Below are 23,012 nucleotides of genomic sequence, written 5' to 3'. Positions count from 1 at the left end.
CCTGTGCGCACTCCGGGCGGCAGGAATGGCGGAAGTCGGGTTACCGTTCGAGTGGCCGTTGCGGGCTTTTCCCGTTTGACAACGGGGCGGGATGTACCGTCACACTCCGCAGCGTCACCACCACCCGACCCCGGGACTACGGCCTGGGGAGGCCCAGCGTCGACCGGAGAGAAGAGCGAAGTTGTCCCCGACCAGCGAGACCGCACAGGGCGGCCGCCGACTCGTCATCGTCGAGTCGCCTGCCAAGGCGAAGACGATCAAGGGCTACCTGGGCCCCGGCTACGTAGTCGAAGCGAGCGTCGGGCACATCCGCGACCTTCCCAACGGCGCCGCGGAGGTGCCGGAGAAGTACACCGGTGAGGTCCGCCGCCTCGGTGTGGACGTCGAACACGACTTTGAGCCGATCTATGTGGTCAACGCCGACAAGCGGGCCCAGGTCAAGAAGCTCAAGGACCTGCTGAAGGAATCCGACGAGCTCTACCTCGCCACCGATGAGGACCGCGAGGGCGAGGCCATCGCCTGGCACCTCCAGGAGGTGCTCAAGCCGAAGGTCCCGGTCAAGCGGATGGTCTTCCACGAGATCACCAAGTCCGCGATCCAGGCCGCCGTGGCCAACCCGCGCCAGCTCAACCAGAAGCTGGTCGACGCCCAGGAGACCCGCCGCATCCTCGACCGCCTCTACGGCTACGAGGTCTCGCCGGTCCTGTGGAAGAAGGTCATGCCGCGCCTTTCGGCCGGCCGCGTCCAGTCCGTCGCCACCCGCCTCGTGGTGGAGCGGGAGCGCGAGCGCATCGCGTTCCGTTCCGCCGAGTACTGGGACCTGACGGGCACCTTCTCGACCGGCCGCGCGGGGGACTCTTCGGACCCGTCGTCGCTGGTCGCCCGCCTCCAGACCGTCGACGGCAGGCGCGTCGCGCAGGGCCGCGACTTCGACTCCCTCGGGCAGCTCAAGAGCGCGAACACCCTCCACCTCGACGAGGCGAACGCCCGCGCGCTCGCCGCCGCGCTGGAGCAGACGCAGTTCGCCGTCCGGTCCGTCGAGTCCAAGCCGTACCGCCGCTCGCCGTACGCCCCGTTCCGTACGACGACGATGCAGCAGGAGGCGAGCCGCAAGCTCGGCTTCGGCGCCAAGGCCACCATGCAGGTCGCGCAGAAGCTGTACGAGAACGGCTACATCACCTACATGCGTACGGACTCCACGACGCTGAGCGACACCGCCGTCGCCGCGGCCCGTGCCCAGGTCACGCAGCTGTACGGCGCCGACTACCTGCCCCCGCAGCCGCGTACCTACGCCGGGAAGGTCAAGAACGCGCAGGAGGCGCACGAGGCGATCCGCCCCTCCGGCGACCGCTTCCGCACGCCCGCCGAGACCGGTCTGACCGGCGACCAGTTCAAGCTCTACGAGCTGATCTGGAAGCGGACCGTCGCCTCCCAGATGAAGGACGCGACCGGTAACTCCGTCACCGTCAAGATCGGCGGCACCGCTGCCGACGGACGGGACGTCGAGTTCAGCGCCTCCGGCAAGACGATCACCTTCCACGGCTTCCTCAAGGCCTACGTCGAGGGCGCCGACGACCCGAACGCCGAGCTCGACGACCGCGAGCGCCGGCTGCCGCAGGTCAGCGAGGGCGACCGGCTCGGCGCCGAGGAGATCACGGTCGACGGGCACGCCACCAAGCCCCCGGCCCGCTACACCGAGGCCAGCCTCGTCAAGGAGCTCGAAGAGCGCGAGATCGGCCGCCCGTCGACGTACGCGTCGATCATCGGCACGATCCTCGACCGCGGCTACGTCTTCAAGAAGGGCACGGCACTCGTCCCGTCCTTCCTGTCCTTCGCCGTGGTCAACCTCCTGGAGAAGCACTTCGGGCGGCTCGTCGACTACGACTTCACCGCCAAGATGGAGGACGACCTCGACCGCATCGCCCGCGGCGAGGCCCAGTCCGTGCCGTGGCTGAAGCGTTTCTACTTCGGCGAGGGCACCGACAACGGCAACGCCGCGGAAGCGGGCAACGGCGACGGGGACCACCTCGGCGGCCTCAAGGAGCTGGTGACCGACCTGGGCGCGATCGACGCCCGCGAGGTGTCGTCGTTCCCGGTGGGCAACGACATCGTGCTGCGCGTCGGCCGCTACGGCCCCTACATCGAGCGCGGCGAGAAGGACTCCGAGAACCACCAGCGGGCGGACGTGCCCGAGGACCTGGCTCCGGACGAGCTGAGCGTCGAGCTCGCCGAGGAACTGCTCGCCAAGCCGAGCGGCGACTTCGAGCTCGGTGCCGACCCGAAGACGGGCCACCAGATCATCGCCCGGGACGGCCGCTACGGCCCGTACGTCACCGAGGTGCTCCCCGAGGGCACCCCGAAGACCGGCAAGAACGCCGTCAAGCCGCGCACGGCCTCCCTCTTCAAGTCCATGGCGCTCGACACGGTCACGCTGGAGGACGCGCTCAAGCTGATGTCCCTGCCGCGTGTCGTCGGCACCGACGCGGACGGCGTGGAGATCACCGCGCAGAACGGCCGCTACGGCCCGTACCTGAAGAAGGGCACGGACTCGCGCTCGCTCCAGGCCGAGGAGCAGCTGTTCACGATCACGCTGGAGGAGGCGCAGGCGATCTACGCCCAGCCCAAGCAGCGTGGCCGCGCGGCCGCCAAGCCGCCGCTGAAGGAGCTGGGCACCGACCCGGTGAGCGAGAAGCCGGTCGTCGTCAAGGACGGTCGCTTCGGGCCGTACGTGACCGACGGCGAGACCAACGCGACCCTGCGCTCCGGCGACAGCGTCGAGACGATCACGCCTGAGCGCGGCTTCGAGCTGCTGGCCGAGAAGCGCGCCAAGGGACCCGCCAAGAAGACGGCGAAGAAGGCCCCGGCGAAGAAGACGGCCGCGAAGAAGGCCGCCCCGGCCAAGAAGACGGCCGCCAAGAAGACCGCGGCGAAGAAGACGACCGCGGCCGCGAAGAAGACGACGGCGAAGAAGACGGCCACGGCCACGAAGAAGGCCACGGCCTCGAACTCGACCGGCGAGGACTGAGCCCTACGGATCCCGGTCGCAACCGAGCCCCTTCCGGGGCCGGTTGAGGGCCGGGTCCTTCACCTCGGGTTCGCAAAACGAACGCCTCGGCATCAGTTTGGTGTCGGGGCGGGCGTACGTTCGGGCGGGAGCGCCGGGCTGTCGGTGCGTCCCGATAGGCTGAAAGCATGACCCGTGCCGAGCAGCCAACGGCCGCCAATCCGGCCCCCGACGACGCCCTTGCCGCGGACTCCCGCGAGCGCGCTGTCCGTGCCCTGCTACGCCGACCGCAGCTCAAGCGGCTGTGGAGTGCGCAGTTGGTGGGGGGTGTCGGCGACATCCTCGCCCTGCTGGTCCTGGTGCTGCTGGCCCTTCAGGCGGCGATCGCCGAGGGGTCGTTCGGCGGCGGCTACCGGGGCGTGGCATTCGCAGTGGCGACCGTCTTCGGCGTGCGCATCCTGGCCACACTCCTCTTCGGCGCCGTACTCCTCGGCCCGCTGACGTCGCTGACCTCCCAGGACGGCCCCCTCGACCGGCGCTGGACCATGGTCGTCAACGACGGACTGCGGGCCGCCCTGCTGATCGTCGCGCCCCTGTGGATCGACTGGACGCCGGACAACGCACTGGCGTTCCTCCTGGTGACCGTCTTCGTGACCGGCGTCGCCGAGCGTTTCTGGACGGTGTGCCGCGAGAGCGCGGCGCCCGCGCTGGTGCCGCCCCCGCCGCCGGAGGGCGCGACGGTACGACCGCTGCCGGACCACATGGACGCCCTGCGCCGGCTCTCGCTGCGCACGAGTTTCGTGGCGGTCCCGCTGGCCGCCGCCGCACTCGTCGCCGCCGCCCTGCTGAACAACCTGCTCGGCGCCGGGCTCGACTGGTTCGAGCAGCACCAGGCGGCCCTCGCCTCGTACGTCGCGGCCGGCCTGTTCGCCGCGTCCCTGTCCGTGGTGACGTTCCTGGAGCTGCCCGACACGCGCACCCCGCGCGCGCGGTCGCCCCTGGAGGGCCTGCGCCGGCCGAAGACCGGCTCGGGCGTCGACAAGGGCCGTACCGGCGCGATCGCGCTGCTCGTGACGGCCTGTGCCGCCGTCGCCGCCGCGGTGGCCGCCGCGGTCGCCGTGTCCGTGCTGCACGCCAAGGACCTCGGTGGCGGGCCCGTGCTCTACGGCCTGATGGTGCTCGCGCTGACCGGCGGAGTGGTCGTCGGCATCCGTACGGCCCCCGCCCTGCTGCCCGCCCTGTCCCGACGCCGCCTGCTGGCGCTGGCGATCGCCTTCACCGGCATCGCCCTGCTGGCCGCGGGCCTCGTCCCGGACGTCACCACCGTCCTGCTGATCCTCGCCCTCGCCGGGGTCGGCGCCGGCGTGTCCGCCAACACCGGGCACACCCTGCTCGACCAGGAGGCCGAGGAGTTCCGCAAGCCCCGCACCACGGAGCACCTGCACGCGGTCGTACGGGTGTGCGTGGCGCTCGGCGCGGTGATCGCGCCGCTGGTGGCCGCGCTCATCGGGCCGCACCGGCTGGAGAGCGGCAAGTTCGTCTTCGCGCACGGCGGCGCGGCGTTCACGCTGATGCTGGTCGGCGCACTGCTGCTGCCGGTGGCCGTCCTGGTCCTTGCCAAGGTCGACGACCGCTCCGGCGTGCCGCTGCGGCAGGACCTGCGGGACGCGGTGCTCGGCGGGGACGACCCCGAGCAGGTGCCCGCGACGTCCGGCTTCTTCATCGCCCTGGAGGGCGGCGACGGCGCCGGGAAGTCCACCCAGGCCGAGGCGCTCGCCGAGTGGATCCGCGGCAAGGGCCACGAGGTCGTCGTCACGCGCGAGCCGGGCGCCACGCCCGTCGGCAAGCGGCTGCGGTCGATCCTGCTGGACGTGTCCAGCGCCGGTCTGTCGCACCGCGCGGAGGCGCTGCTGTACGCCGCCGACCGCGCGGAGCACGTCGACACGGTGGTCCGCCCGGCCCTGGAGCGCGGCGCGGTCGTCATCTCGGACCGCTACATCGACTCCTCGGTCGCCTACCAGGGCGCGGGCCGTGACCTGTCGCCGACCGAGATCGCCCGCATCAACCGCTGGGCCACGAACGGACTGGTACCCCACCTGACCGTGCTGCTCGACGTCTCGCCGGAGATCGCCCGCGAGCGGTTCACCGAGGCGCCGGACCGGCTGGAGTCGGAGCCGGCGGAGTTCCACGCGCGCGTGCGCTCCGGCTTCCTGACGCTGGCCGCGGCCGACCCCGGCCGCTACCTGGTGGTGGACGCGGGCCAGGAGCCCGAGGCGGTCACCACGGTCGTCCGGCACCGGCTCGACCAGATGCTGCCGCTGTCCGAGGCCGAGATCCAGGCGCAGGAGGAAGCGCGCCGCAAGGCCGAGGAGGAGGCCCGCCGCAAGGCCGAGGAAGAGGCCGCCCGCAAGGCTGAGGAGGAGCGCCTGGAGCGTGAGCGCCAGGAGCAGCTCGCCCGGCTGCGCGCCGAGGAGGAGGAGCGCAAGCGGCGCGAGCTGGAGGAGGCGCAGCGGCGCGAGGCCGAACGGCAGGCGGAGGAGGCCCGGCAGCGGGCCGAGGAAGCCGCCCGGCGCGCCGAGGAGGAGCGGCAGCGGCTCCTCGCGGAGGAGAAGGTGCGCGCGGAGGAGGAAGCGCGCCGCAAGGCCGAGGAGGACCGTCGCCGCAAGCAGGCCGAGGAGGAGGCGCGGATCCGCGCCGAGGCCGAGGAACGGCGCCTGGAGAAGCAGCGCAAGGCGGAGGAGGCCCTGCTGCGGGCCGAGGAGGCCCGACGGCTGGCCGAGCAGGCGACGGCCGCCGCGGAGGCGGGACCGAAGCAGGCGGGGCCCGCGGCCGGGACCGGCTTCAAGGACGCGGCGACGGTGCCCACGCCCGTCGTGACACCGGAACAGGCACGGGGCGGCGCCTCCGACGAGACGACCGTGCTGCGCCCGGTACGCGACGAGGAGCCGTCGGCGACGGATGCCGCTCCCGCCAGGGAATCGGCCTCCGAGGTGACGACGAAGCTGCCGCAGCCGCCGGTGCCGCCGAGCGCGGCGGAGGAGACGGCCGTACTGCCTCCCGTGCCGCCTAGCGCGGCGGAGGAGACCGCGGTGCTGCCGCCGGTGACGCCGGGTGCCGCCGATGAGACGGCTGTGCTGCCGCCGGTGCCGCCGAGCGCGGCGGACGAGACGGCCGTACTGCCTCCCGTGCCGGCGGACGAGCCCGGGGACCGGGTTCCGCCCGGCTACTTCCGGGACGAGGACGCCCGTACGCGCGAGATGCCCCAGGTCGACGAGGCGGGCGCCCCGCGACGCAGGGCACGCTCCGACTGGGCCGAGGAGACCCCGCTGGACGACCTGCCGACGCTGGCGGACGAACTGCTGGGCCCGCACGAGGACGAGTACGACGAGGACGGGGGCGGCCGGGGGCGGGGTCGTCGGCGCTGAGGTCGGCGGGGCTGCGGTCAGGTTTTTGGCTGAGGTCGGTCGGCGGGGTGCGGTCACGTCTGTGTTGGCGTGACCGGACCCACCCAAGGGGCGCGGGGAACTGCGCGACCGGCCCCCACCGGCCCGCAGCCGCCCGACAACCGTGCCCACCCACCTCGGTCGGCGCCCCGGTCGGCGCCCCCGGCCGGCACCCACTGTCAGTGCCGCCCCGCACAATGGATCGCGCGACGTGAAGTGTGACGAAAGGCGGGCGTAACCCATGACCGTGTGGGACGACCTGGTCGGCCAGGAACGAGTGAGCGAGCAGCTGGACGCCGCCGCTCGGGACGCCGACGCCCTGGTCACCGCCATCGCCACCGACGCCCCACCGCCCGAGGCGTCCCGGATGACGCACGCCTGGTTGTTCACGGGGCCGCCCGGAGCGGGCCGTAACCAGACCGCGCGGGCCTTCGCCGCCGCACTCCAGTGCGTCAGCCCCGACCGGGCCCTCGGCGGCGCCCCGGGCTGCGGTTTCTGCGACGGCTGCCACACGGCGCTGGTCGGCACGCACGCCGACGTCACCACCGTCGCCGCCGTTGGCACCCAGATCCTCGCCGACGACATGCGGGACACCGTCCGCAAGTCGTTCACCTCGCCGGCGAACGGCCGCTGGCAGATCATCCTGGTCGAGGACGCCGAGCGGCTGAACGAGAAGTCGGCCAACGCCGTCCTGAAGGCAGTGGAGGAACCCGCCCCGCGCACCGTCTGGCTGCTCTGCGCGCCTTCCCTCGAGGACGTCCTGCCCACCATCCGCTCCCGCTGCCGCCACCTGAACCTGAGCACGCCCTCGGTCGACGCCGTCGCCGACATGCTCGTACGGCGGGAGGGCATCGAGCCAGCCGTCGCCGCGGCTGCGGCCCGCGCCACGCAGGGTCACGTCGACCGGGCCCGCCGCCTGGCCACCGACCCGGCGGCCCGTGAACGCCGGGCCTCCGTACTCAAGCTGCCCCTGCGCCTCGGCGAGGTCGGCGCTTGCCTCAAGGCCGCCCAGGAACTCGTCGACGCTGCCGCCGAGGACGCCAAGCAGCTCGCCGAGGAGATCGACGTCAAGGAGACCGAGGAGCTGAAGGCGGCGCTCGGCGCGGCCCAGGGCGGCAGGATGCCCCGCGGCACGGCGGGCGTGATGAAGGACCTGGAGGACAAGCAGAAGCGGCGCCGTACCCGCACGCAGCGCGACAGCCTCGACCTCGCCCTGACGGACCTCACCGCCTTCTACCGCGACGTCCTCGCCCTCCAGCTCGGCTCGCGCATCGCGCTGGCCAACATGGACGCCGAGGAGGCCCTGGAGCGCCTCGCCCGCGACAGCTCCCCGGAGTCCACGCTCCGCCGCATCGAGGCGATCGCCGCGTGCCGGGACGCGCTGGAGAGCAATGTGGCGCCGCTGCTGGCGGTGGAGGCGATGACGATGGCGCTGAGAGCGGGCTGAGGGAGCGCGGCGCCGCCCGACCTGCGCCGCTCATGACACGCCACGCCACCTGCCCCACCCATGTGATCAACAGGCGGTTGACCATGTAATCCGTACGAGCCGCCACATGCACGGAGAGCATCTAAACCGCTGCGCAGAGTTACGCTCGCCAGATGTACACCAGGCGCAGCTCCCCAGCCGGCTCAGCCCAGGACCCGAACCCGAGCGCCCGGGGCGGTCCGGGCGCGCGCGGCCGCTCCCGTAACCGTCGTCGTGCGGGCATGGTCGGCGCCCTCGTCGGCGTCGCCGCTCTGCTCGCGTCCGCCTGCACCTCCGGCGGTTCCACGCACGCGGGGAGCGGGCCGGCCGAGGCAGGGCCGGCCGAGGCCGGGCTGGTAGCGCTGCCGCGGGCGACACCGGCCGCGCTCACGCCGTACTACACGCAGAAGCTGACCTGGCGCAGCTGCGGGGTGCCCGGCTTCCAGTGCGCGACGATGCGGGCGCCGCTCGACTACACGAAGCCGGAGGCCGGAAACACGCAGCTCGCGGTGGCCCGCAAGAAGGCGACGGGACCCGGCAAGCCCCTGGGGTCGCTGCTGGTGAACCCGGGCGGTCCGGGCGGCTCGGCGATTGGCTACCTCCAGCAGTACGCGGGGATCGGCTACCCGACCGACGTACGCGCCCGCTACGACATGGTCGCGGTCGACCCGCGCGGAGTCGCCCGCAGCGAGCCCGTCGAGTGCCTGAGCGGGCGGGCGATGGACGCGTACACGCAGACGGACTTCACTCCCGACGACGCGAAGGAGACCGCGGAGCTGGTCGAGGCGCAGAAGAAGTTCGCGGAGGGCTGCGGGAAGGACGCGCCGGGTCTGCTGCGTCATGTGTCCACCGCCGAGGCGGCGAGGGACATGGACATCCTGCGCTCGGTGCTGGGGGACGAGAAGCTGTCGTATGTGGGGGCGTCGTACGGCACGTTCCTCGGGGCGACGTACGCCGGGCTCTTCCCGGACCGGGTGGGCCGGCTGGTCCTGGACGGCGCGATGGACCCCTCCCTGCCCGCCCGCCGGATGAACCTCGACCAGACGGCGGGGTTCGAGACGGCGTTCCGGGCGTTCGCGAAAGACTGCGTGCGGCAACGCGGCTGCCCGCTGGGCACCAGGGCGAGCGAGGTCGGCCGCAACCTCAAGGCCTTCTTCGACAAGCTCGACGCCCAGCCGATCCCGACCGGCGACCCGGACGGCCGTGAGCTGGGCGAATCCCTCGCCACGACCGGTGTGATCGCGGCGATGTACGACGAGGGAGCCTGGGAGGCGCTGCGCGACGGGCTGACCTCGGCGATGCGGGAGAACGACGGAGCGGGCCTGCTCGCCCTGTCCGACAGCTACTACGAGCGCGACGGCGACGGCCGCTACACGAACCTGATGTTCGCCAACGCGGCCGTGAACTGCGTGGACCTCCCGCCGGCCTTCTCGACCCCCGACGAAGTCCGCAGGTCCCTCCCCGCGTTCGAGAAGGCGTCCCCCGTCTTCGGTGAGGGGCTGGCCTGGGCGACCCTGAACTGTGCGTACTGGCCGGTGGCCGCGACCGGGGAGCCGCACCGGATCGAGGCGAAGGGCGCGGCCCCGATCGTCGTGGTCGGCACGACGCGCGACCCGGCGACCCCGTACCGCTGGGCCCAGGCCCTCTCCCGCCAGCTCTCCTCGTCCCGCCTCCTCACCTACGACGGCGACGGCCACACGGCGTACGGTCGGGGCAGCGACTGCATCGACGACACGATCAACGCGTACCTCCTCCGGGGAACGCCGCCAACCGGAGGAAAGCGCTGCTCATAGCCTTGATCACGGCCGCCGAAGGGGTTACTGGGGGGCTGGTACGGAGCGCCTCGGAAACTGTGTAGACTTACCGACGTTGCCGATCGCACCATAGTGCGGACGGCGCGCCGCCTTAGCTCAGATGGCCAGAGCAACGCACTCGTAATGCGTAGGTCTCGGGTTCGAATCCCGAAGGCGGCTCCATCAAACCCCAGGTCAGAGTGAATTTGACCTGGGGTTTTGTCGTTCCCTTGAGAGCGCGACGGAGACTGGGGGGGGGCAGCGCGGGCGGACGTAGCGATCTCGTCCCGCCCGGACAGCCGCTCCATCGTCTCGGCCGGCGCATCTTGCGCTTCGCCGACAGTCTGCCGGTAGCGCTGGCTGCTGCGCAGGCCTCGCACAGTAGATGGTGACCGTCCAGGTCTCGCAGATTCCGACCCTGATCCCGGTACGCCTTCACGAGCTCCGTGAGCCTCGTCCAAGTCGCTTGGGGACGGAGCTGTCGTGGGTTCAAGTCCCGCCATCTGGCGGTGAAGTACCTAGTTCAAGCCCCGCGGGCGCGGCGCCGCTTTACGTGCATGCGGGCCCAGAGGGAAGTGAGTGCCCCAAATTGGCCCGTCCGAGGGACCGTTGGCCTTGTCCGACGTGCTCAAGACAGGTCCTGACGGAAGAGACGCCACTATGGGTCCAAGCAGGAGGCCCGCGCCACCGGACGGGCTTGGCGGCATGACCGGTGGGGCGGGCACTGAGTACAAGGAGGTACCGCTATGACTGTGGCTCCAACCCGCTCCGTGCTGTCAATCGCTCGCCCGAAGGACTGGGCGGCCCTGCTCATCGTCATCGTGATCGTCTATGTCCCGGCGACACAGATCCAGGACATCCTGACCAGCCTCATCGCTCTGTCAGGAGTGCTCGTCTCGGGCTCGGCAGTGAGGGCCGTGGCGGCACGGCAGCCGCAGACGGCCGCCTGAGGACGAACTAGGCTCGATCGGGCCAGGAATCAGGCAGCCGCCACCCAAGAACCGGGTAAGAGCCAGCGCGCCTATTGCCTGCCCGATCGAGCAGCAGTCAACGGGGAACGCCAGAGCGTTCATTCAACGGTTCTGAGATCACGGCCTCAACTTCGTGCTTTGACGCGCAGATTCACAGACCGCCATCCCGGGACGGTGCGAAGTGGGTCGAAGGGCTCCGCGGCACCGTGGCCCCGACAGCAACTGGCCGTTCGGACTCGGCGCCCAACTCGGCCCAGCCCACCGGCAGACGTTCTTCCACTCCAGCAACGCAGGCCACACCAACACCGCGGTTGAAGCGAGCAAGGCGTCCCGGGCGTGTGGAGACGCCGTGTCACCATCGGGCGTGCTGAGTGAGACACCGGCGCCCTCGGCTGGGAGGCAACGGGCCTTTCCTGGTGCGAAACGAGCTGCTCGGCAGCCATGAGTGTCTAACTGCGTAACGACGCCGACGCACACCGGCCGACGAGCCTGGACATCTGCGGACCATCAGCACAGGAGAAGATCCGAGCCCTTATGTGGTGTGGTCCGACTGGGGACGACAGGTGGGGCTATCAGCGGTTGGCCTGGTAGTACGCATCCCAGGCTTGCTGCTGCCAGAACAGGACGAGGAAGAGTACGAGAAGCAACTCCTCGGTCAAGGTCACGTCCTCGCCCGGCAGGCGCACGTGTATGGGGTGGCTCCCCCCTCCGTTGTAAAAGATTTCAAGCGGACCCACGGCGCAGACTCGGCCGGCTCCGTCGTGCATCAGTTCATACGGCCCGATGCGCTCAAGGCGGCCACCGAATCTGCTGGTTTCGCAGCTCCACCGGCCCACGGTGCGCGGCAGGCTCGACCGTCGACGGTATGTGATCTCGACGCTGCCCACAGCACGCAGGGTGGAACTGAACCGTTGGTACTCAAGGGGCCACGAACCAACGGCGCGGGGCGTGCTGTCCATCCACTCCCGTCGGCCGTAGCTGATCTCCGCACTGCCGATGCTGCGCAGAAGTCCATTGCCGTACGTCAGCTCGATGTCCATGCTGCGACTCCCTTAGGCGCTGCGCGCGGCCGTCGCGTCGATGGCTTCTTCGCCGTGGTCTTCTCCGCAGTGGTTTTATTGGCCGCGGTCTTCTTCTTCAAGATCTCGTGTACGTCGTCGGCGCCTGCGCCGCGGGCGGCATTTGCCTTGGCGACGGATTCGTTGCGGGCGGTCATCAGGTCGAGCACCTTGCCACCCGTTGCTTCGGGTTCGGGTGTCTTGGGCAGGGGCCTGTCTTCGCGTTTGGCTTCGATGATCTGTGCCGGGGCGTCGGTGTAGGTGTCGCGGAATTCGGGATCGTCAAGGTCGTCGCGGCCTTGGGGCGGCGGGAGGAGGCCCTCGCCGCCGCCACTCGTGCCGTCGGGATCCGCGAAACCCTGGCCGAACACCGGCCCGTCGTGTTTTCAGGAAGACCAGAAAAGAGCCCTTCAGTTACGAGAGCTCTTAAAATCGTACCCGTATACATGATCCACGACCATGTGGCGGACCATCCACGCACCAGATTGACCGCGGAGTGACGGGGAGCCTCCTGCTCGCGCGGAAGCCTCGCGAGGTCTATAGATCTGCCGACTCGGGCGGCCGCGGTCTTGGCCCCCCGGGTCTCAGTAGTCACCCGGAATAGGCGTCCACCTGAGCGCCTACATGTGTTCGGGCTTCTTCGTGGTTGTCCTCTTCATCCAGGACCGGCAACCCCACTGGGTCAGCGCTCCCACGGCTAGGGAGGCGAGGATGGCGCCCCAGTCGATGACGTGGGGCAGGCCGGGGAAGAAGGCGAAGAAGGCCAGGGCGGCGAAGAAGCCCCCGAGGAACGCGGCGATAGCGGCCCGACGCCGCTGCGAATCCCGCCCCTGATCCGACTCCTGCCCCTGTTGCTGCGCGACCATGAGCGACTCATTTCGTGACGTGGTGGCACTGACTCACGCGCCGCACCCCGTTGACATGAAGGTGGGCGCACGTCTTGCCATAACGAGGCAGTGTCCGGGGAGCGTTGCTCCGCATCGGGTCGATCTTGCACTCGCTGTGCGTTCGCCCACGCGATGTGCGATAGGTGCGGTTGTTCGTGTCGGCGTAGCTGAAGTCGATGCGCCAGTTGCAGAAACCGCTGCTCAGCGCCCCGACGAACGCGCAGTCGACCCCTGCGTTCTGGTACGTGATCTTTCTGCCGCTTCCTCGGACGACGTGCGTGAACATGCAGCCGGTCGGCACTTTCATGGTTACGCCGCCCACGCTGTACTCGAACGTGCGCACTGGAGTCGCGCCGATGGCGCCGGCGTGTGCGCCTGTGGAAGTGGCGAACGCGAGGGCTCCCGTGATGGTCAGAGTCGTGGCGAGGCGCGTGAGGTGCTGCCCGAGCAAGGCTCTCCCTTTCTGGTGATCTCCCGATGAACACCTGGGACAACTGGGCCTTACATAGGACAGTTGCAGTTTTTCGACCGATTCACTGCTGAGAGTGATCATGGAATGGACGGGATGACGAGGCGGGATGTCCGAGGTGGCATGACGTGCCCGAGGCGGAGGCAACTGTGCATGGGCCCAGGACCGTTGACCCGTCCCACCCGTGCCAGCAGAATGGCCCCGCGCTTCTTGAGAGCGCTCTCAAGCCGTGGCAAGGGAGACCCATGAACGGTATGTCCGGTAGGCCTGACCCGGGGTTCAGTCGTCGCTCGCTGATTGGGGTCGGGATCGGTGCCGCCTTCTTCAGTGCGGCCGGGGTGGGGGCGGCGAATGCATCCGGCGCCGGCAACGGCTCCGCTCCCACAGCCGGTTCGGCGCATGCCTCCCCGCGTGCCTCCGCCCGGCGTCGTGCCGTCGCTTTCCTCGCTGCCGCCACCGATGGCTACCCCGATCACGGCCCCGTCCGGCTCGCTCAGAGTTACGCCGATCAGGCCGGGCTGTTCAGTACCGCCTTCACCTACGACAACGCCCTCGCGATTCTTGCCCTGCTCGGCGTCCGTACCGTCGACGCGCAGCGCAGGGCCGCGTCGCTCGGGGACGCCCTGTTGTATGCGCAGGCGCATGATCCGGTCCATGGTGACGGGCGGCTTCGGCAGGGGTACAACGTCGGGCCGTACACCTTCTACGACGGCTCGCGGCAGCCGGACGGGTTCGTGCGGGCGGACGGGACCGTCAACGTGGGGTCGCAGTTCGGGTTCACCGGGACGGCCGTGGGGGACATGGCCTGGGCCGGGATCGCGCTCAGTGCGCTCGCGCGGCGGACCGGGGAGCGGCGGTTCCTGCGCGGTGCCGTGCGGATCGGGGAATGGGTCGAGCGCAACGGCCGTACCGACGAACCGCTCGGCGGGTACAAGTTCGGGGTCGACGGCGGTAATCAGAAACTGCCCTTCACCTCCACCGAGCACAACACCGACCTTGTCTGTCTCTTCGGGCGGCTCGCCCGGCTCACCGGGGACCGGGTGTGGTGGGAAAGGCGCTCCCGTGCGCGGGCGTTCGCCCTGAAGATGTGGGAGGCCGACGGCGGGTTCTTCTACACCGGGACCAATGACGGGGTGCACATCAACACCTCGCCGATTCCCGAGGACACCCAGACCTGGACCCACCTCGCCCTCGACTCGCGTGCCCACGCACGGTCGTTGGACTGGGCCGCGCGGGAGCTCGCCGTCCTCGATCATGCCGAGCGGCGCAACAGCACGGTGCCGGCGGGGCAGTCGTACGACGGTGTCACCTTCAGTTCCGCCAGTCTGCTCGCCAACGAGGACGCGCCGATCGCCGACTCCCAGCCCAAGCCGGACCGGAACGGTGTCTGGTTCGAGGGGACCGCTCACCTCGCGCTCGCCCTTCGCGAGCGGCACGGGCGGGGCGACGAGGCGCGAGCCCAGCGGCTGATCGACTCCATCGAGCGGGCTCAGGATCTGCTCGGCGGCGCCCAGACCGTCGGCGGACGTGCGGTTCCCGAGCGGGCGGGCGTCGTGTCGGCCAGCAGTCCGATCGACACCGGGTTCGGGTTCGGGTACTACCCGTACCGGCATGTCGGGGCGACCGCCTGGTACCTCATGGCGGCCACGCGCTTCAATCCGTTGCGGGTCGGGCCGGGCGACTGAGGCGACTGAGGCGCGTGAGCTGGGTGAGCTGGGTGAGCCGGGTGGGGGAGGCCTCGTGGCGGGTTGGGCGGCCAGGGGGTGCCGACGTCCCAGGCCGCCTCGGCTCACTTCGCGCCCGCATCGGTTCCCCCGGCCTCCCGCCTCTGGCCTGCGTGTCGCCGGGGGGCAGGCGAGTCGGATGTCCGTGGGTGAGGATGGCATCCAGACCGTGCGGACCCTACGGACGGTGCGGAGCGAGGCGGAGGTTCGGCATGAGCGAAGCCGACCGGAGGTCAGGTCGATCCGGCACACCCGGTCCATTCGGTCCATCCGGCACGCCCGGCTCATCCGGCACGCCCGGTGCATCCGGCACACCCCTCGCCCGAAAGATCGGCATCAAGCCGGGCCACCAGGTCCGGCTCCTGCACGCCCCCGCCCGCTGGGACATCCCCGGCCTGCCGGACGGATGCGAGGTCGCCGACGGGGGTCCGCGCGGCGCGGACGTCGCCCTCGCCTTCCATCGGTCGTACGCCGAACTCGTCGCCGAAGGCCCCGCGCTGGTCCGTGACCTCGCCGACCACGCCATGCTGTGGATCGCCTGGCCCCGGCGCGCGGCCGGCCACGTCAGTGACATCACCGAGAACTCCCTGCGCGACCTCTTCCTCCCCCTCGGCGTGGTCGACGTCAAGGTGGCGGCGCTGGGGGAGGACTGGTCGGGCCTGAAGTTCGTACGGCGTCGGGAGAATCGCGGCAGGTAGACCGCGTCGGCTGCCGCGACGACTGCCCTGATTCCCTCGCCCAGCCGTCAGGTGAGTCCTCCGTCACACCTCTCGGTCCCCACCGACTCCCCCTCAATACGGCGAACTTGAAAAGTCCTTACCGTTAACCACTAGCATCGCGCCGGTAATCGATGCCGGAACGAAGCGAGGGGGTGGGGTATGTCGGAGCTGAGGATCGCCGTCGCCGTGGTGACCATGGGCAACCGGCCCGCCGAGGTCGACGCGCTGCTGGAGTCCGTGGCCAAGCAGGACGTCGCCCCCGATCGGATCGTCGTCGTCGGCAACGGCTGCCCGTTGCCCGAGTTCGCCGAACGGCTCGCCCTGCCCGGCGAGTTCACCCCGATAGAGCTGGACGAGAACCTCGGCTGCCCCGGCGGCCGCAACGCCGCGCTGGAGCGGCTGTGCGCGTTCGGGGACGTCGATGTCGTGGTCGAGCTGGACGACGACGGGCTCCTCGTCGACGCCGATGTGCTGCGTCGCGTACGGGATCTGTACGCCGCCGACGACCGGCTCGGCATCGTCGGCTTCCGCATCGCCGACGAGCACGGCGAGACCCAGCAGCGCCATGTGCCGAGGATCGGCAAGTCGGATCCGCTCAGGGGCGGTTACGTCACCGGCTTCCTCGGCGGCGGGCACGCACTGCGTACGGCGATGCTGGCCCGGACCGGCAACTGGCCCGCGGAGTTCTTCTTCGCCCATGAGGAGACCGACCTGGCCTGGCGTGCCGCCGACGCCGGCTGGCGCATCCTCTACGCGCCCGAGCTCCTGCTCCAGCACCCGAAGACCTCGCCCGCCCGGCACGCCATCTACTACCGCGTGAACGCCCGCAACCGCGTCTGGCTGACCCGGCGTCGGCTGCCGTTGCCGCTCATCCCGGTCCACCTGGGCATCTGGATGCTGCTCACCCTCGCACGCACCCGTTCGCTCGGCGGGCTGCGCGCATGGTTCGGCGGTTTCCTGGAAGGTCTGCGGGAATCGGCCGGCGAGCGGCGGCCCATGCGGTGGCGCACGGTGTGGCAGCTGAGCCGACTGGGACGACCGCCCGTCATCTGAAGCGGGCGGGGAGGGCTGCGCCACGCAGGGCGCCGTGCCGCGGGAGCGCCGACTGCGGAGGAGCGGCAACGGCCGCAGACAGCAAGGAAAACGGGACGCGGGCCCCGGTCGTTCACCTCGGACGACCGGGACCCGAACGCGTCCCCGGATCCGGCCACGGCGGCGACGCTCCCCCGAGCTGCGCGTCATACGCGCGCACCGTCGGGCCGGATCCGTTGTAGTGATCAGATTAAGCCATGCCGACAGATCGCAGACCTGTCGCAAGTTGTGTTCCGCGACACGCGACTGTCACCTCAGGCAACCACGTCAGGCGTACGTCAGGCGCACGCAAGGCAGGTCAGGGACGTACACCGGTGGTAGGCACGGCGGGCTGGAGCACGGGGCCTCCGACCCCATCTGAACCGGCCACCTCGGCCACCCCCGCTGCCCCCTGCCTACTTCGCGTCCGCATAGCACTCCACCACCGCCGTGGTGAACGGAAACCGCACCGGCGTCTGCCCGAACGTCAGCCGCCCCGCCAGCTCCGCCGCCTCCCGGATCGCCGTCACCACCGCATCGGCCTCCTCCTGCGGACAGTGCACGATCACCTCGTCGTGCTGGAAGAAGACCAGCTCCGCCGCCAGACCCGCACAGGACTGCCGTAGCGCGGCGAGCAGCAGGAGTGTCCAGTCGGCCGCGCTCCCCTGCACGACGAAGTTGCGGGCGAAGCGGCCCCGGGCGCGGGCGTTGGTGGAGGCGTAGCCGTAGCCCCGGCCCCAGTCCTGGGACCCGGAGCCCTCGGCCGGTTCGTCCGCGTCCGGGATCGGGATCCCCGCCTCCTCGTCGGCGTCGGCCGTCGCGCCGGCCGCCGGTGGGCAGGTCCGTCCCAGCCAGGTCCGTACGAGCCGCCCCTCCTCGCCGGCCCGCGCCGCGTCGTCGACGTAGGCCACGGCCTTGGGGAAGCGGCGTCTGAGGGCGGCGAGGTTCTTGAGGCCGTCGCCGGAGGTCTGTCCGTACACCGCGCCCAGCACGGCGAGTTTGGCCTGGGCGCGGTCTCCGGAGAAGGCGCGGTCGGACACCGACTGGTACAGGTCGCTCTCGCGGCCGGCCACCTCCATCAGCCCGGGATCACGGGAGATCGCGGCGAGCACGCGCGGCTCCATCTGGTCGGCGTCGGCCACCACCAGCCGCCAGCCCGGGTCCGCGACCACCGCACGCCGGATGACCTTGGGGATCTGCAGCCCGCCCCCGCCGTTGGTCACCCAGCGCCCGGTCACCGTCCCGCCCGCGAGGAACTCCGGCCTGAACCGCCCGTCCCGCACCCAGTCCTGGAGCCAGGACCAGCCGTGGGCCACCCAGATCCGGTACAGCTTCTTGTATTCGATCAGCGGCTTCACGGCCGGGTGGTCGACGGACTCGATCTCCCAGCGCCGGGTCGATCTGACCTTGATCCCGGCCTGCGCGAACGCCTTGATCACATCGGCCGGCAGATCGGGCCGCACCCGGCGCCCGAACGCCGCCGACACCTCGTCCGCCAGCTCGGCCAGCCGGCGCGGCTCCCCGCCGCCCGCATAGCGTTCGCCCAGCATCTCGTGCAGCAGCGCGCGGTGTACGTCCGCGCTCCACGGCAGCCCGGACCGGTTCATCTCCGCGGCCACGAGCATCCCCGCCGACTCGGCCGCCGTGAGCAGCCGCATCCGGTCGGGGTGCGCGGTCCTGTCGTGCCGCCGCTGCTGCTCGGCGTAGACCTCCACGAGGTCGGTGAGCGGCACATGGACCGCCTGGGGCTCGAACAGCGGGGACTGCGAGCCGGGTTCGGCGGCGCGCTGGGGCGGGTCGGACGGCACGGGGCCGCCGCGCAGCCGGGCGAGTGCGGCGGCGGCCGATCTCGGTTCGCCGTACCGCCCCTCGTGGCCGAGGAGGAGGGTCTCGGCGTCCTCGATGTCGTAGCACCGCTCCACTCGCACCCCCGCGGCGAGCAGCATCGGATAGACCTCGGCGGTGGACCGCCACACCCACCGCGCGACCTCCGGCCGCCCGCGCACGGCCCCGGCGAGGTCCGGCTCCCGCCGCACGGGCCCGGCGAGCAGCCCGTCCGGACCGAGGGGGGCGACCTCCGCGCCACCGTCCTCGGCCGGAGCGAGAGCCCACCGCTCGGTCATGCTGCGAGTGTGACACCCGGGTCTGACAACGACCTCAGCCCCGCTCTCCGCCCTCCTCCCGCGCCTGCTTGGTGGCTTCCTCGCCGCTCTTCAGGAACTGGGCCAGCAGCTCGACGATGTACTGCTCGACCTCCTGCTTGGTGATGCCGAGGCCGTACAGAACCCCGGTGCCGTTCTCGAACTCCAGCAGGGCCAGCAGGATGTGCTCGGTGCCGATGTAGTTGTGGCCGAGGCGCAGGGCCTCGCGGAAGGTGAGCTCAAGGACCTTCTTGGCGTCGGAGCCGTAGGGGATGAGCTCGGGGACCTCGTCGGCGGCGGGCGGCAGCGCCGCGGCGGCGGCCTGGCGCACGGAGTCCAGGAGGACGCCCCGGGCCGTGATCGCCTTCGCGGCGATGCCGTCCGGCTCGGCCAGCAGGCCGAGGACCAGGTGCTCGGGGCGGCCCTCGGGGTTGCGGGCGGCGACGGCCTCGTTGTGCGCGGCCATCACCACGTTGCGGGCACGCGGCGTGTAGCGGCCGAAGCCCTGCTGAGGATCGAGGTCGGTCCCCTCCTTCGGCACGAACCGCTTCTGCGCCGCCTGCCGGGTGACGCCCATGCTCTTGCCGATGTCGGTCCAGGAAGCGCCCGATCGCCGGGCCTGGTCCACGAAGTGACCGATCAGGTGGTCGGCCACCTCGCCGAGGTGGTCCGCGGCGATCACCGCGTCCTGGAGCTGGTCGAGCGGCTCGGGGTGCACCTTCTTGATGGCCGCGATGAGTTCGTCGAGACGTACGGATGACGTGATCGATGGGTTCGTCGACATGTGTCAACCGTAGGTTGACACGCCAGGGGGTGTCAACCCGAGGTTGACAGTGATCTTCGGGTGCCATGCCGCGGCCGCCCGCGCGGATTTACGATCCCTGGGTGAGCAAGCCCAGCACCGTCGACCGCGCCTTCGAGGCGGCCCTCTACGACACCGAGCACACCACGCTCGACACCGGCGCCTCCCTCCTCGCGTCCGACCCGGGCGCCGACGCCGAACTCGACCGGCGCGGCCAGGAGTTCGTGGCGGCGGCCTGGCGGCGCGGCTGGCAGCCGGCCGATGTCGTACGGCTGGTCCGGCGCGAGCTGGAGGACGCACACATACGGCTGCTCGCCGCGCTGATCCGCGCACAGGTCCCCAACGACCGCCCCCGCGGCCCGCGCTGGCAGGCGCAGCTCGACGACCTGCCCACCGGGACCCCGCCCGGCACCGACCGGTTCTCGCACGCGACCACCGTGCTGGAGCTGTACCGCCTCCTGCTGAAGCTGCCCGCGCTGGAGCCCCTGGACGAGGCGGCCGACCCGGTCGGCGGGCCCGCCCGGCCGGAGTCCCGCATGCTCACCCGCATCAGGGCGCTGCTGGCGAAGGCGGAGGCGACCGGGTTCCCGGAGGAGGCGGAGGCGCTGAGCGCCAAGGCGCAGGAGCTGATGGCCCGGCACAGCATCGACGAGGCCCTGCTCGCGTCCCGTACGCCCGACGCCAGGAACGCGCCCGGCGCCTGCCGGATCGGGGTGGAGCCGCCGTACGAGCAGGCCAAGGCCGTCCTGCTGGACGCGGTGGCGACCGTCAACCACTGCCGTGCGGTGTGGAACGAGCCCTTCGCCTTCTCCACGGTCGTCGGTTTCGAGGCCGATCTGGAGGTGGTCGAGCTGCTCCACACCTCGCTTCTCGTGCAGGCGCAGACCGCGATGACGAGGGCGGAGGCCGCCCAGCGCGCGGGCGGCCGAAAGCGGACCAAGACCTTCCGGCAGTCGTTCCTGGCGGCCTACGCCCACCGCATCGGCACCCGGCTGACCGCGGCGGCGCGCACGCCGGTGACCGAGGACCTGCTCCCGGTCCTCGCCTCGCGCGAGGTCGCGGTCACCGCCCGCCTGGACCGCATGTTCCCCGAGACCACCACGACCCGCCTGCGCGGCGTCACCGACGAGGCGGGCTGGGTGGAGGGCGCGGAGGCGGCCGACCGGGCGCAGATGGCCCCGCGCCGACCGCTGCGCTGATCCGCCGAGGGAGTGTGCCGGGCCGTCAGTCGCCGGCCCGCTGGAACCCGCTCACCGAGGCGTCCGGCGTCTTGCCGTCGGTCTTCAGCGCGACGACGCCGTACGACCACTTGAAGCTGTGCGCCTTGCCGGCCCCGGGCAGCGTCACCTTCGCCTTCTGCGGGGCGAGGCCCTTGCCGCCCTTCTCGCCCAGCACGTAGGTGAGCGTGAAGGAGGTGGAGGCGCCCTTCGTGAGCGTCGTCTTTCCGGCCGCGGCGGCCTGGTCGGGCGCGACGGCCGTAGAGGTGCCGCCCGCTTCGAACGCGAAGGCCGGCAGCCCGTCCAGGGTGCAGTCGCCGCCGCCCCGGTTGGTGACGGTGACCGGCACGTTGCCGGTGTCCCCGGCGGCGGGGGCGGCGTTGCCGGGCCCGAACTCCACGGCGAGCTTGTCGACGCAGACGGCGTCGGCCTTGCTGTCCGGGGTGTCGTCCCCGCTCCCGCCGCTGTCGCAGGCGGTCAGGACGAGGGCCGCGGCGAGGGCGGCGACGGTGAGGGAGGTGGCGCGCATGGAGTCCTTCAGGGAGTCACGGAGTCACGTCGGTGATCGCGGGCAGTCACCGGATCAGCCCTCACGATCCCAGATTCGCCGTGGGCAGGCCCGTCGGCAGCTTGCCGCCCTCGGTCCTGGTGTACGTCTCCGCCCCGATGCCGTCCTCCCAGGTCACCTTGAGCGAGGTCTTGCCGAGGGACTCGACCATCCCGGTGGCCCGGTCCTTGCTGCCGTCGGTGCACTTGAGCCGGATCATCCGCATCCCGCCCTCCTCGCCGGCGGTCCCGCTGCACACGGTCCCGCCGGTCGTGAAGAGGCCGGCCTCCTTGCCGGTGACGACCAGCGCGACGGCCTTGCCGTCGGTCGTTGCGAGCCAGCTGCCCTCCAGCGCACCGGCCGCGGAGGCGGACCCGCCGCCGCTACCGCCGCCCGTGTCGGCGCTCGCGCTCGCGGAACCGCTGGGGGCCGCGTCGCCCTCGGAACCGCCGTCACTGCTGCACGCGGTCAGCGCGAGCGCGCCCGCCAGCGTCGCGGCCGCGGCCACGACCCGCATCCGCCGGCCCGACATCGTGCGCGTACGCGAGAAAGTCGCCGAGGTCACTGGGAACTCCAAGCTGTAGCGGTCGGCATACGCCGATCCGGCCGACGTGGCCGAAACGTCCGCAGCAAGTTACCAGGGAGTCGGGTCCGGACCCCAGCATCCGAACGGCCCTACCAGGACGCCTTGCGCACCCCCGGCAGATACCCGGCGTGCGCCTGCTCCCGCAGGTTCACCCGGGACAGTCCGAAGGTGCGGAGGTAGCCGCGCGGGCGCCCGTCCACCTGGTCGCGGTTGCGTACGCGCGTGGCGCTGGCGTCCCTCGGCTGGCGCCCCAACTCGCGCTGCGCTGCGAACCGTTCGGCGTCCGTGGACGACGGCCTGCGGATGATCCCCTTCAGTTCGGCGCGCCGCTCGGCGTACCGCGCGACGACCTCCTGACGCCGGCGGTTCTTCGCGATCTTGCTCTTCTTGGCCATCAGACCTTCACTCCCCGGGCGCGGATCCGTGCGACGGCCGCCTCGACGCCGATGACGTCGACCGTCCTGATGCCCTTGGTGGTCAGCCGCAGCCGCACGTGCCGGCCCTCGCTCGGCAGCCAGTAGCGCTTGGTCTGGATGTTGGGGTCGAAGCGGCGGGAGGTCCGCCGGTGCGAGTGGGAAATCGTGTTGCCGAAGCCGGGTTGTGCGCCGGTCAGCATGCAGTGGGCTGACATGGGTGACGAACCTCTCTCGTCGATTACTGGTAATGGGATTCGTTTTCAGTAAGATAGCAGCATGGCACGCAACGAACTCCGTCCGGTCGTCAGGCTCCGGTCCACGGCCGGCACCGGCTTCACCTATGTGACCCGCAAGAACCGCCGCAACGACCCCGACCGCATGACCCTGCGCAAGTACGACCCGGTCGCCGGCCGGCACGTCGACTTCCGAGAGGAGCGCTGAGGCACGCCATGCGCAACGCGATCCACCCGGCCTACGGTCCCGTCGTCTTCCGCGACCGTGCCGCGAACCACGCCTTCCTGACCCGCTCGACGATGACCGGCGAGAAGACGATCGAGTGGGAGGACGGCAACACCTACCCCGTGGTCGATGTCGAGATCTCGAACGTCAGCCATCCCTTCTACACGGGCACCGCCCGCGTCCTGGACACCGCCGGCCGCGTCGAGCGCTTCGAGCGCCGGTACGGGAAGCAGGGCTGAC

At 71.0% G+C, this 23,012-nt stretch carries 21 protein-coding genes and 1 tRNA gene; 12 read left to right on the top strand and 10 right to left on the bottom strand.

Translation table 11 applies throughout. The features are described from left to right. Nucleotides 1-181 precede the first annotated feature (181 nt). From topA to CP983_RS19235, 6 genes are all read left to right on the top strand, one after another. Complete coding sequence (topA, locus tag CP983_RS19260) at nt 182-3,025, top strand: type I DNA topoisomerase (protein ID WP_150500689.1); 2,844 nt, start codon at nt 182-184, stop codon at nt 3,023-3,025. A 167-nt stretch (nt 3,026-3,192) separates the two neighbouring features. Next, a complete protein-coding gene (gene tmk / locus CP983_RS19255) occupies nt 3,193-6,429 on the top strand; it encodes a dTMP kinase (protein WP_150500687.1) in 3,237 nt (1,078 codons plus the stop codon). A gap of 259 nt (nt 6,430-6,688) precedes the next feature. Then, nucleotides 6,689-7,894, top strand: a complete 1,206-nt coding sequence (locus tag CP983_RS19250; RefSeq protein WP_107904599.1) for a DNA polymerase III subunit delta' — start codon at nt 6,689-6,691, stop codon at nt 7,892-7,894. A gap of 260 nt (nt 7,895-8,154) precedes the next feature. Then, on the top strand, nt 8,155-9,705 hold the full coding sequence (locus CP983_RS19245) for an alpha/beta hydrolase (protein WP_150506700.1): 1,551 nt from the start codon (nt 8,155-8,157) through the stop codon (nt 9,703-9,705). Nucleotides 9,706-9,811: 106 nt separating this feature from the next. After that, nucleotides 9,812-9,888: transfer RNA gene (locus CP983_RS19240), tRNA-Thr, on the top strand. A gap of 563 nt (nt 9,889-10,451) precedes the next feature. Next, a complete protein-coding gene (locus tag CP983_RS19235; RefSeq protein ID WP_150500685.1) occupies nt 10,452-10,655 on the top strand; it encodes a hypothetical protein in 204 nt (67 codons plus the stop codon). 593 nt (nt 10,656-11,248) lie between these two features. On the opposite strand, the gene CP983_RS19230 is transcribed toward CP983_RS19235, so the two are convergent. The 4 genes from CP983_RS19230 to CP983_RS44740 form a co-directional block, all read right to left on the bottom strand. Beyond that, the gene (locus CP983_RS19230) at nt 11,249-11,716 is read right to left on the bottom strand and encodes a hypothetical protein (RefSeq protein WP_150500683.1); all 468 of its coding nucleotides are present in this window, start codon (nt 11,714-11,716) and stop codon (nt 11,249-11,251) included. Beyond that, nucleotides 11,701-12,105, bottom strand: coding sequence for a Ku family protein (locus tag CP983_RS19225; protein WP_150500680.1), 405 nt, complete (start codon nt 12,103-12,105; stop codon nt 11,701-11,703). The genes CP983_RS19230 and CP983_RS19225 overlap by 16 nt, the downstream gene beginning before the upstream one ends. Nucleotides 12,106-12,354: 249 nt before the next feature. Then, nucleotides 12,355-12,600 (bottom strand): hypothetical protein, encoded by a 246-nt coding sequence (locus CP983_RS19220; protein WP_150500677.1) that lies wholly within the window; start codon nt 12,598-12,600, stop codon nt 12,355-12,357. 7 nt (nt 12,601-12,607) lie between these two features. Further along, nucleotides 12,608-13,174 (bottom strand): hypothetical protein, encoded by a 567-nt coding sequence (locus CP983_RS44740; RefSeq protein WP_229915051.1) that lies wholly within the window; start codon nt 13,172-13,174, stop codon nt 12,608-12,610. Nucleotides 13,175-13,344: 170 nt separating this feature from the next. Here CP983_RS44740 and CP983_RS19210 point away from each other — a divergent pair, with 170 nt between their 5' ends. From CP983_RS19210 to CP983_RS19200, 3 genes are all read left to right on the top strand, one after another. Next, nucleotides 13,345-14,775, top strand: a complete 1,431-nt coding sequence (locus CP983_RS19210; protein WP_189749082.1) for a Tat pathway signal sequence domain protein — start codon at nt 13,345-13,347, stop codon at nt 14,773-14,775. Nucleotides 14,776-15,026: 251 nt separating this feature from the next. After that, nucleotides 15,027-15,512, top strand: a complete 486-nt coding sequence (locus CP983_RS19205) for a DUF3052 domain-containing protein (protein WP_229915052.1) — start codon at nt 15,027-15,029, stop codon at nt 15,510-15,512. 180 nt (nt 15,513-15,692) lie between these two features. After that, nucleotides 15,693-16,586 (top strand): glycosyltransferase family 2 protein, encoded by an 894-nt coding sequence (locus CP983_RS19200; RefSeq protein ID WP_107904593.1) that lies wholly within the window; start codon nt 15,693-15,695, stop codon nt 16,584-16,586. Between the two features lie 434 nt (nt 16,587-17,020). Here the strand turns inward: CP983_RS19200 and CP983_RS19195 are convergent, their stop codons facing one another. Beyond that, entirely contained in the window at nt 17,021-18,727 is a 1,707-nt protein-coding gene (locus CP983_RS19195; RefSeq protein ID WP_150500673.1) for a bifunctional 3'-5' exonuclease/DNA polymerase, read from the bottom strand. Between the two features lie 34 nt (nt 18,728-18,761). Then, complete coding sequence (locus CP983_RS19190) at nt 18,762-19,529, bottom strand: Clp protease N-terminal domain-containing protein (protein ID WP_150500671.1); 768 nt, start codon at nt 19,527-19,529, stop codon at nt 18,762-18,764. Between the two features lie 65 nt (nt 19,530-19,594). On the opposite strand from CP983_RS19190, the gene CP983_RS19185 reads away from it, so the two are divergent. Beyond that, nucleotides 19,595-20,746, top strand: a complete 1,152-nt coding sequence (locus tag CP983_RS19185) for a DUF2786 domain-containing protein (RefSeq protein ID WP_150500670.1) — start codon at nt 19,595-19,597, stop codon at nt 20,744-20,746. A 25-nt stretch (nt 20,747-20,771) separates the two neighbouring features. Here CP983_RS19185 and CP983_RS19180 read toward each other — a convergent pair whose 3' ends face one another. The 4 genes from CP983_RS19180 to rpmB all read right to left on the bottom strand — a co-directional run bounded on the left by CP983_RS19180 (nt 20,772) and on the right by rpmB (nt 22,528). Beyond that, nucleotides 20,772-21,293 carry a DUF4232 domain-containing protein gene (locus CP983_RS19180; protein WP_107904589.1) on the bottom strand — a complete coding sequence of 174 codons (522 nt, stop codon included), beginning with the start codon at nt 21,291-21,293 and terminating at the stop codon, nt 20,772-20,774. A gap of 61 nt (nt 21,294-21,354) precedes the next feature. Next, nucleotides 21,355-21,828 (bottom strand): hypothetical protein, encoded by a 474-nt coding sequence (locus tag CP983_RS19175; RefSeq protein WP_125526815.1) that lies wholly within the window; start codon nt 21,826-21,828, stop codon nt 21,355-21,357. Nucleotides 21,829-21,986: 158 nt separating this feature from the next. Then, a complete protein-coding gene (gene rpsN / locus CP983_RS19170; protein ID WP_150500668.1) occupies nt 21,987-22,292 on the bottom strand; it encodes a 30S ribosomal protein S14 in 306 nt (101 codons plus the stop codon). Next, complete coding sequence (gene rpmB / locus CP983_RS19165; protein WP_150500666.1) at nt 22,292-22,528, bottom strand: 50S ribosomal protein L28; 237 nt, start codon at nt 22,526-22,528, stop codon at nt 22,292-22,294. The genes rpsN and rpmB overlap by 1 nt, the downstream gene beginning before the upstream one ends. Nucleotides 22,529-22,589: 61 nt before the next feature. Here rpmB and rpmG point away from each other — a divergent pair, with 61 nt between their 5' ends. After that, nucleotides 22,590-22,754: a 50S ribosomal protein L33 gene (gene rpmG / locus CP983_RS19160; protein WP_007383717.1), complete on the top strand. Its 165-nt coding sequence runs from the start codon at nt 22,590-22,592 to the stop codon at nt 22,752-22,754. 8 nt (nt 22,755-22,762) lie between these two features. After that, the gene (locus CP983_RS19155; protein ID WP_126899249.1) at nt 22,763-23,011 is read left to right on the top strand and encodes a type B 50S ribosomal protein L31; all 249 of its coding nucleotides are present in this window, start codon (nt 22,763-22,765) and stop codon (nt 23,009-23,011) included. The last annotated feature ends 1 nt before the right edge of the window (nt 23,012 follow it).

This window comes from Streptomyces chartreusis (assembly GCF_008704715.1).
GTDB lineage: Bacteria > Actinomycetota > Actinomycetes > Streptomycetales > Streptomycetaceae > Streptomyces > Streptomyces chartreusis.
This window is presented reverse-complemented; position numbering and strand designations above follow the sequence as displayed.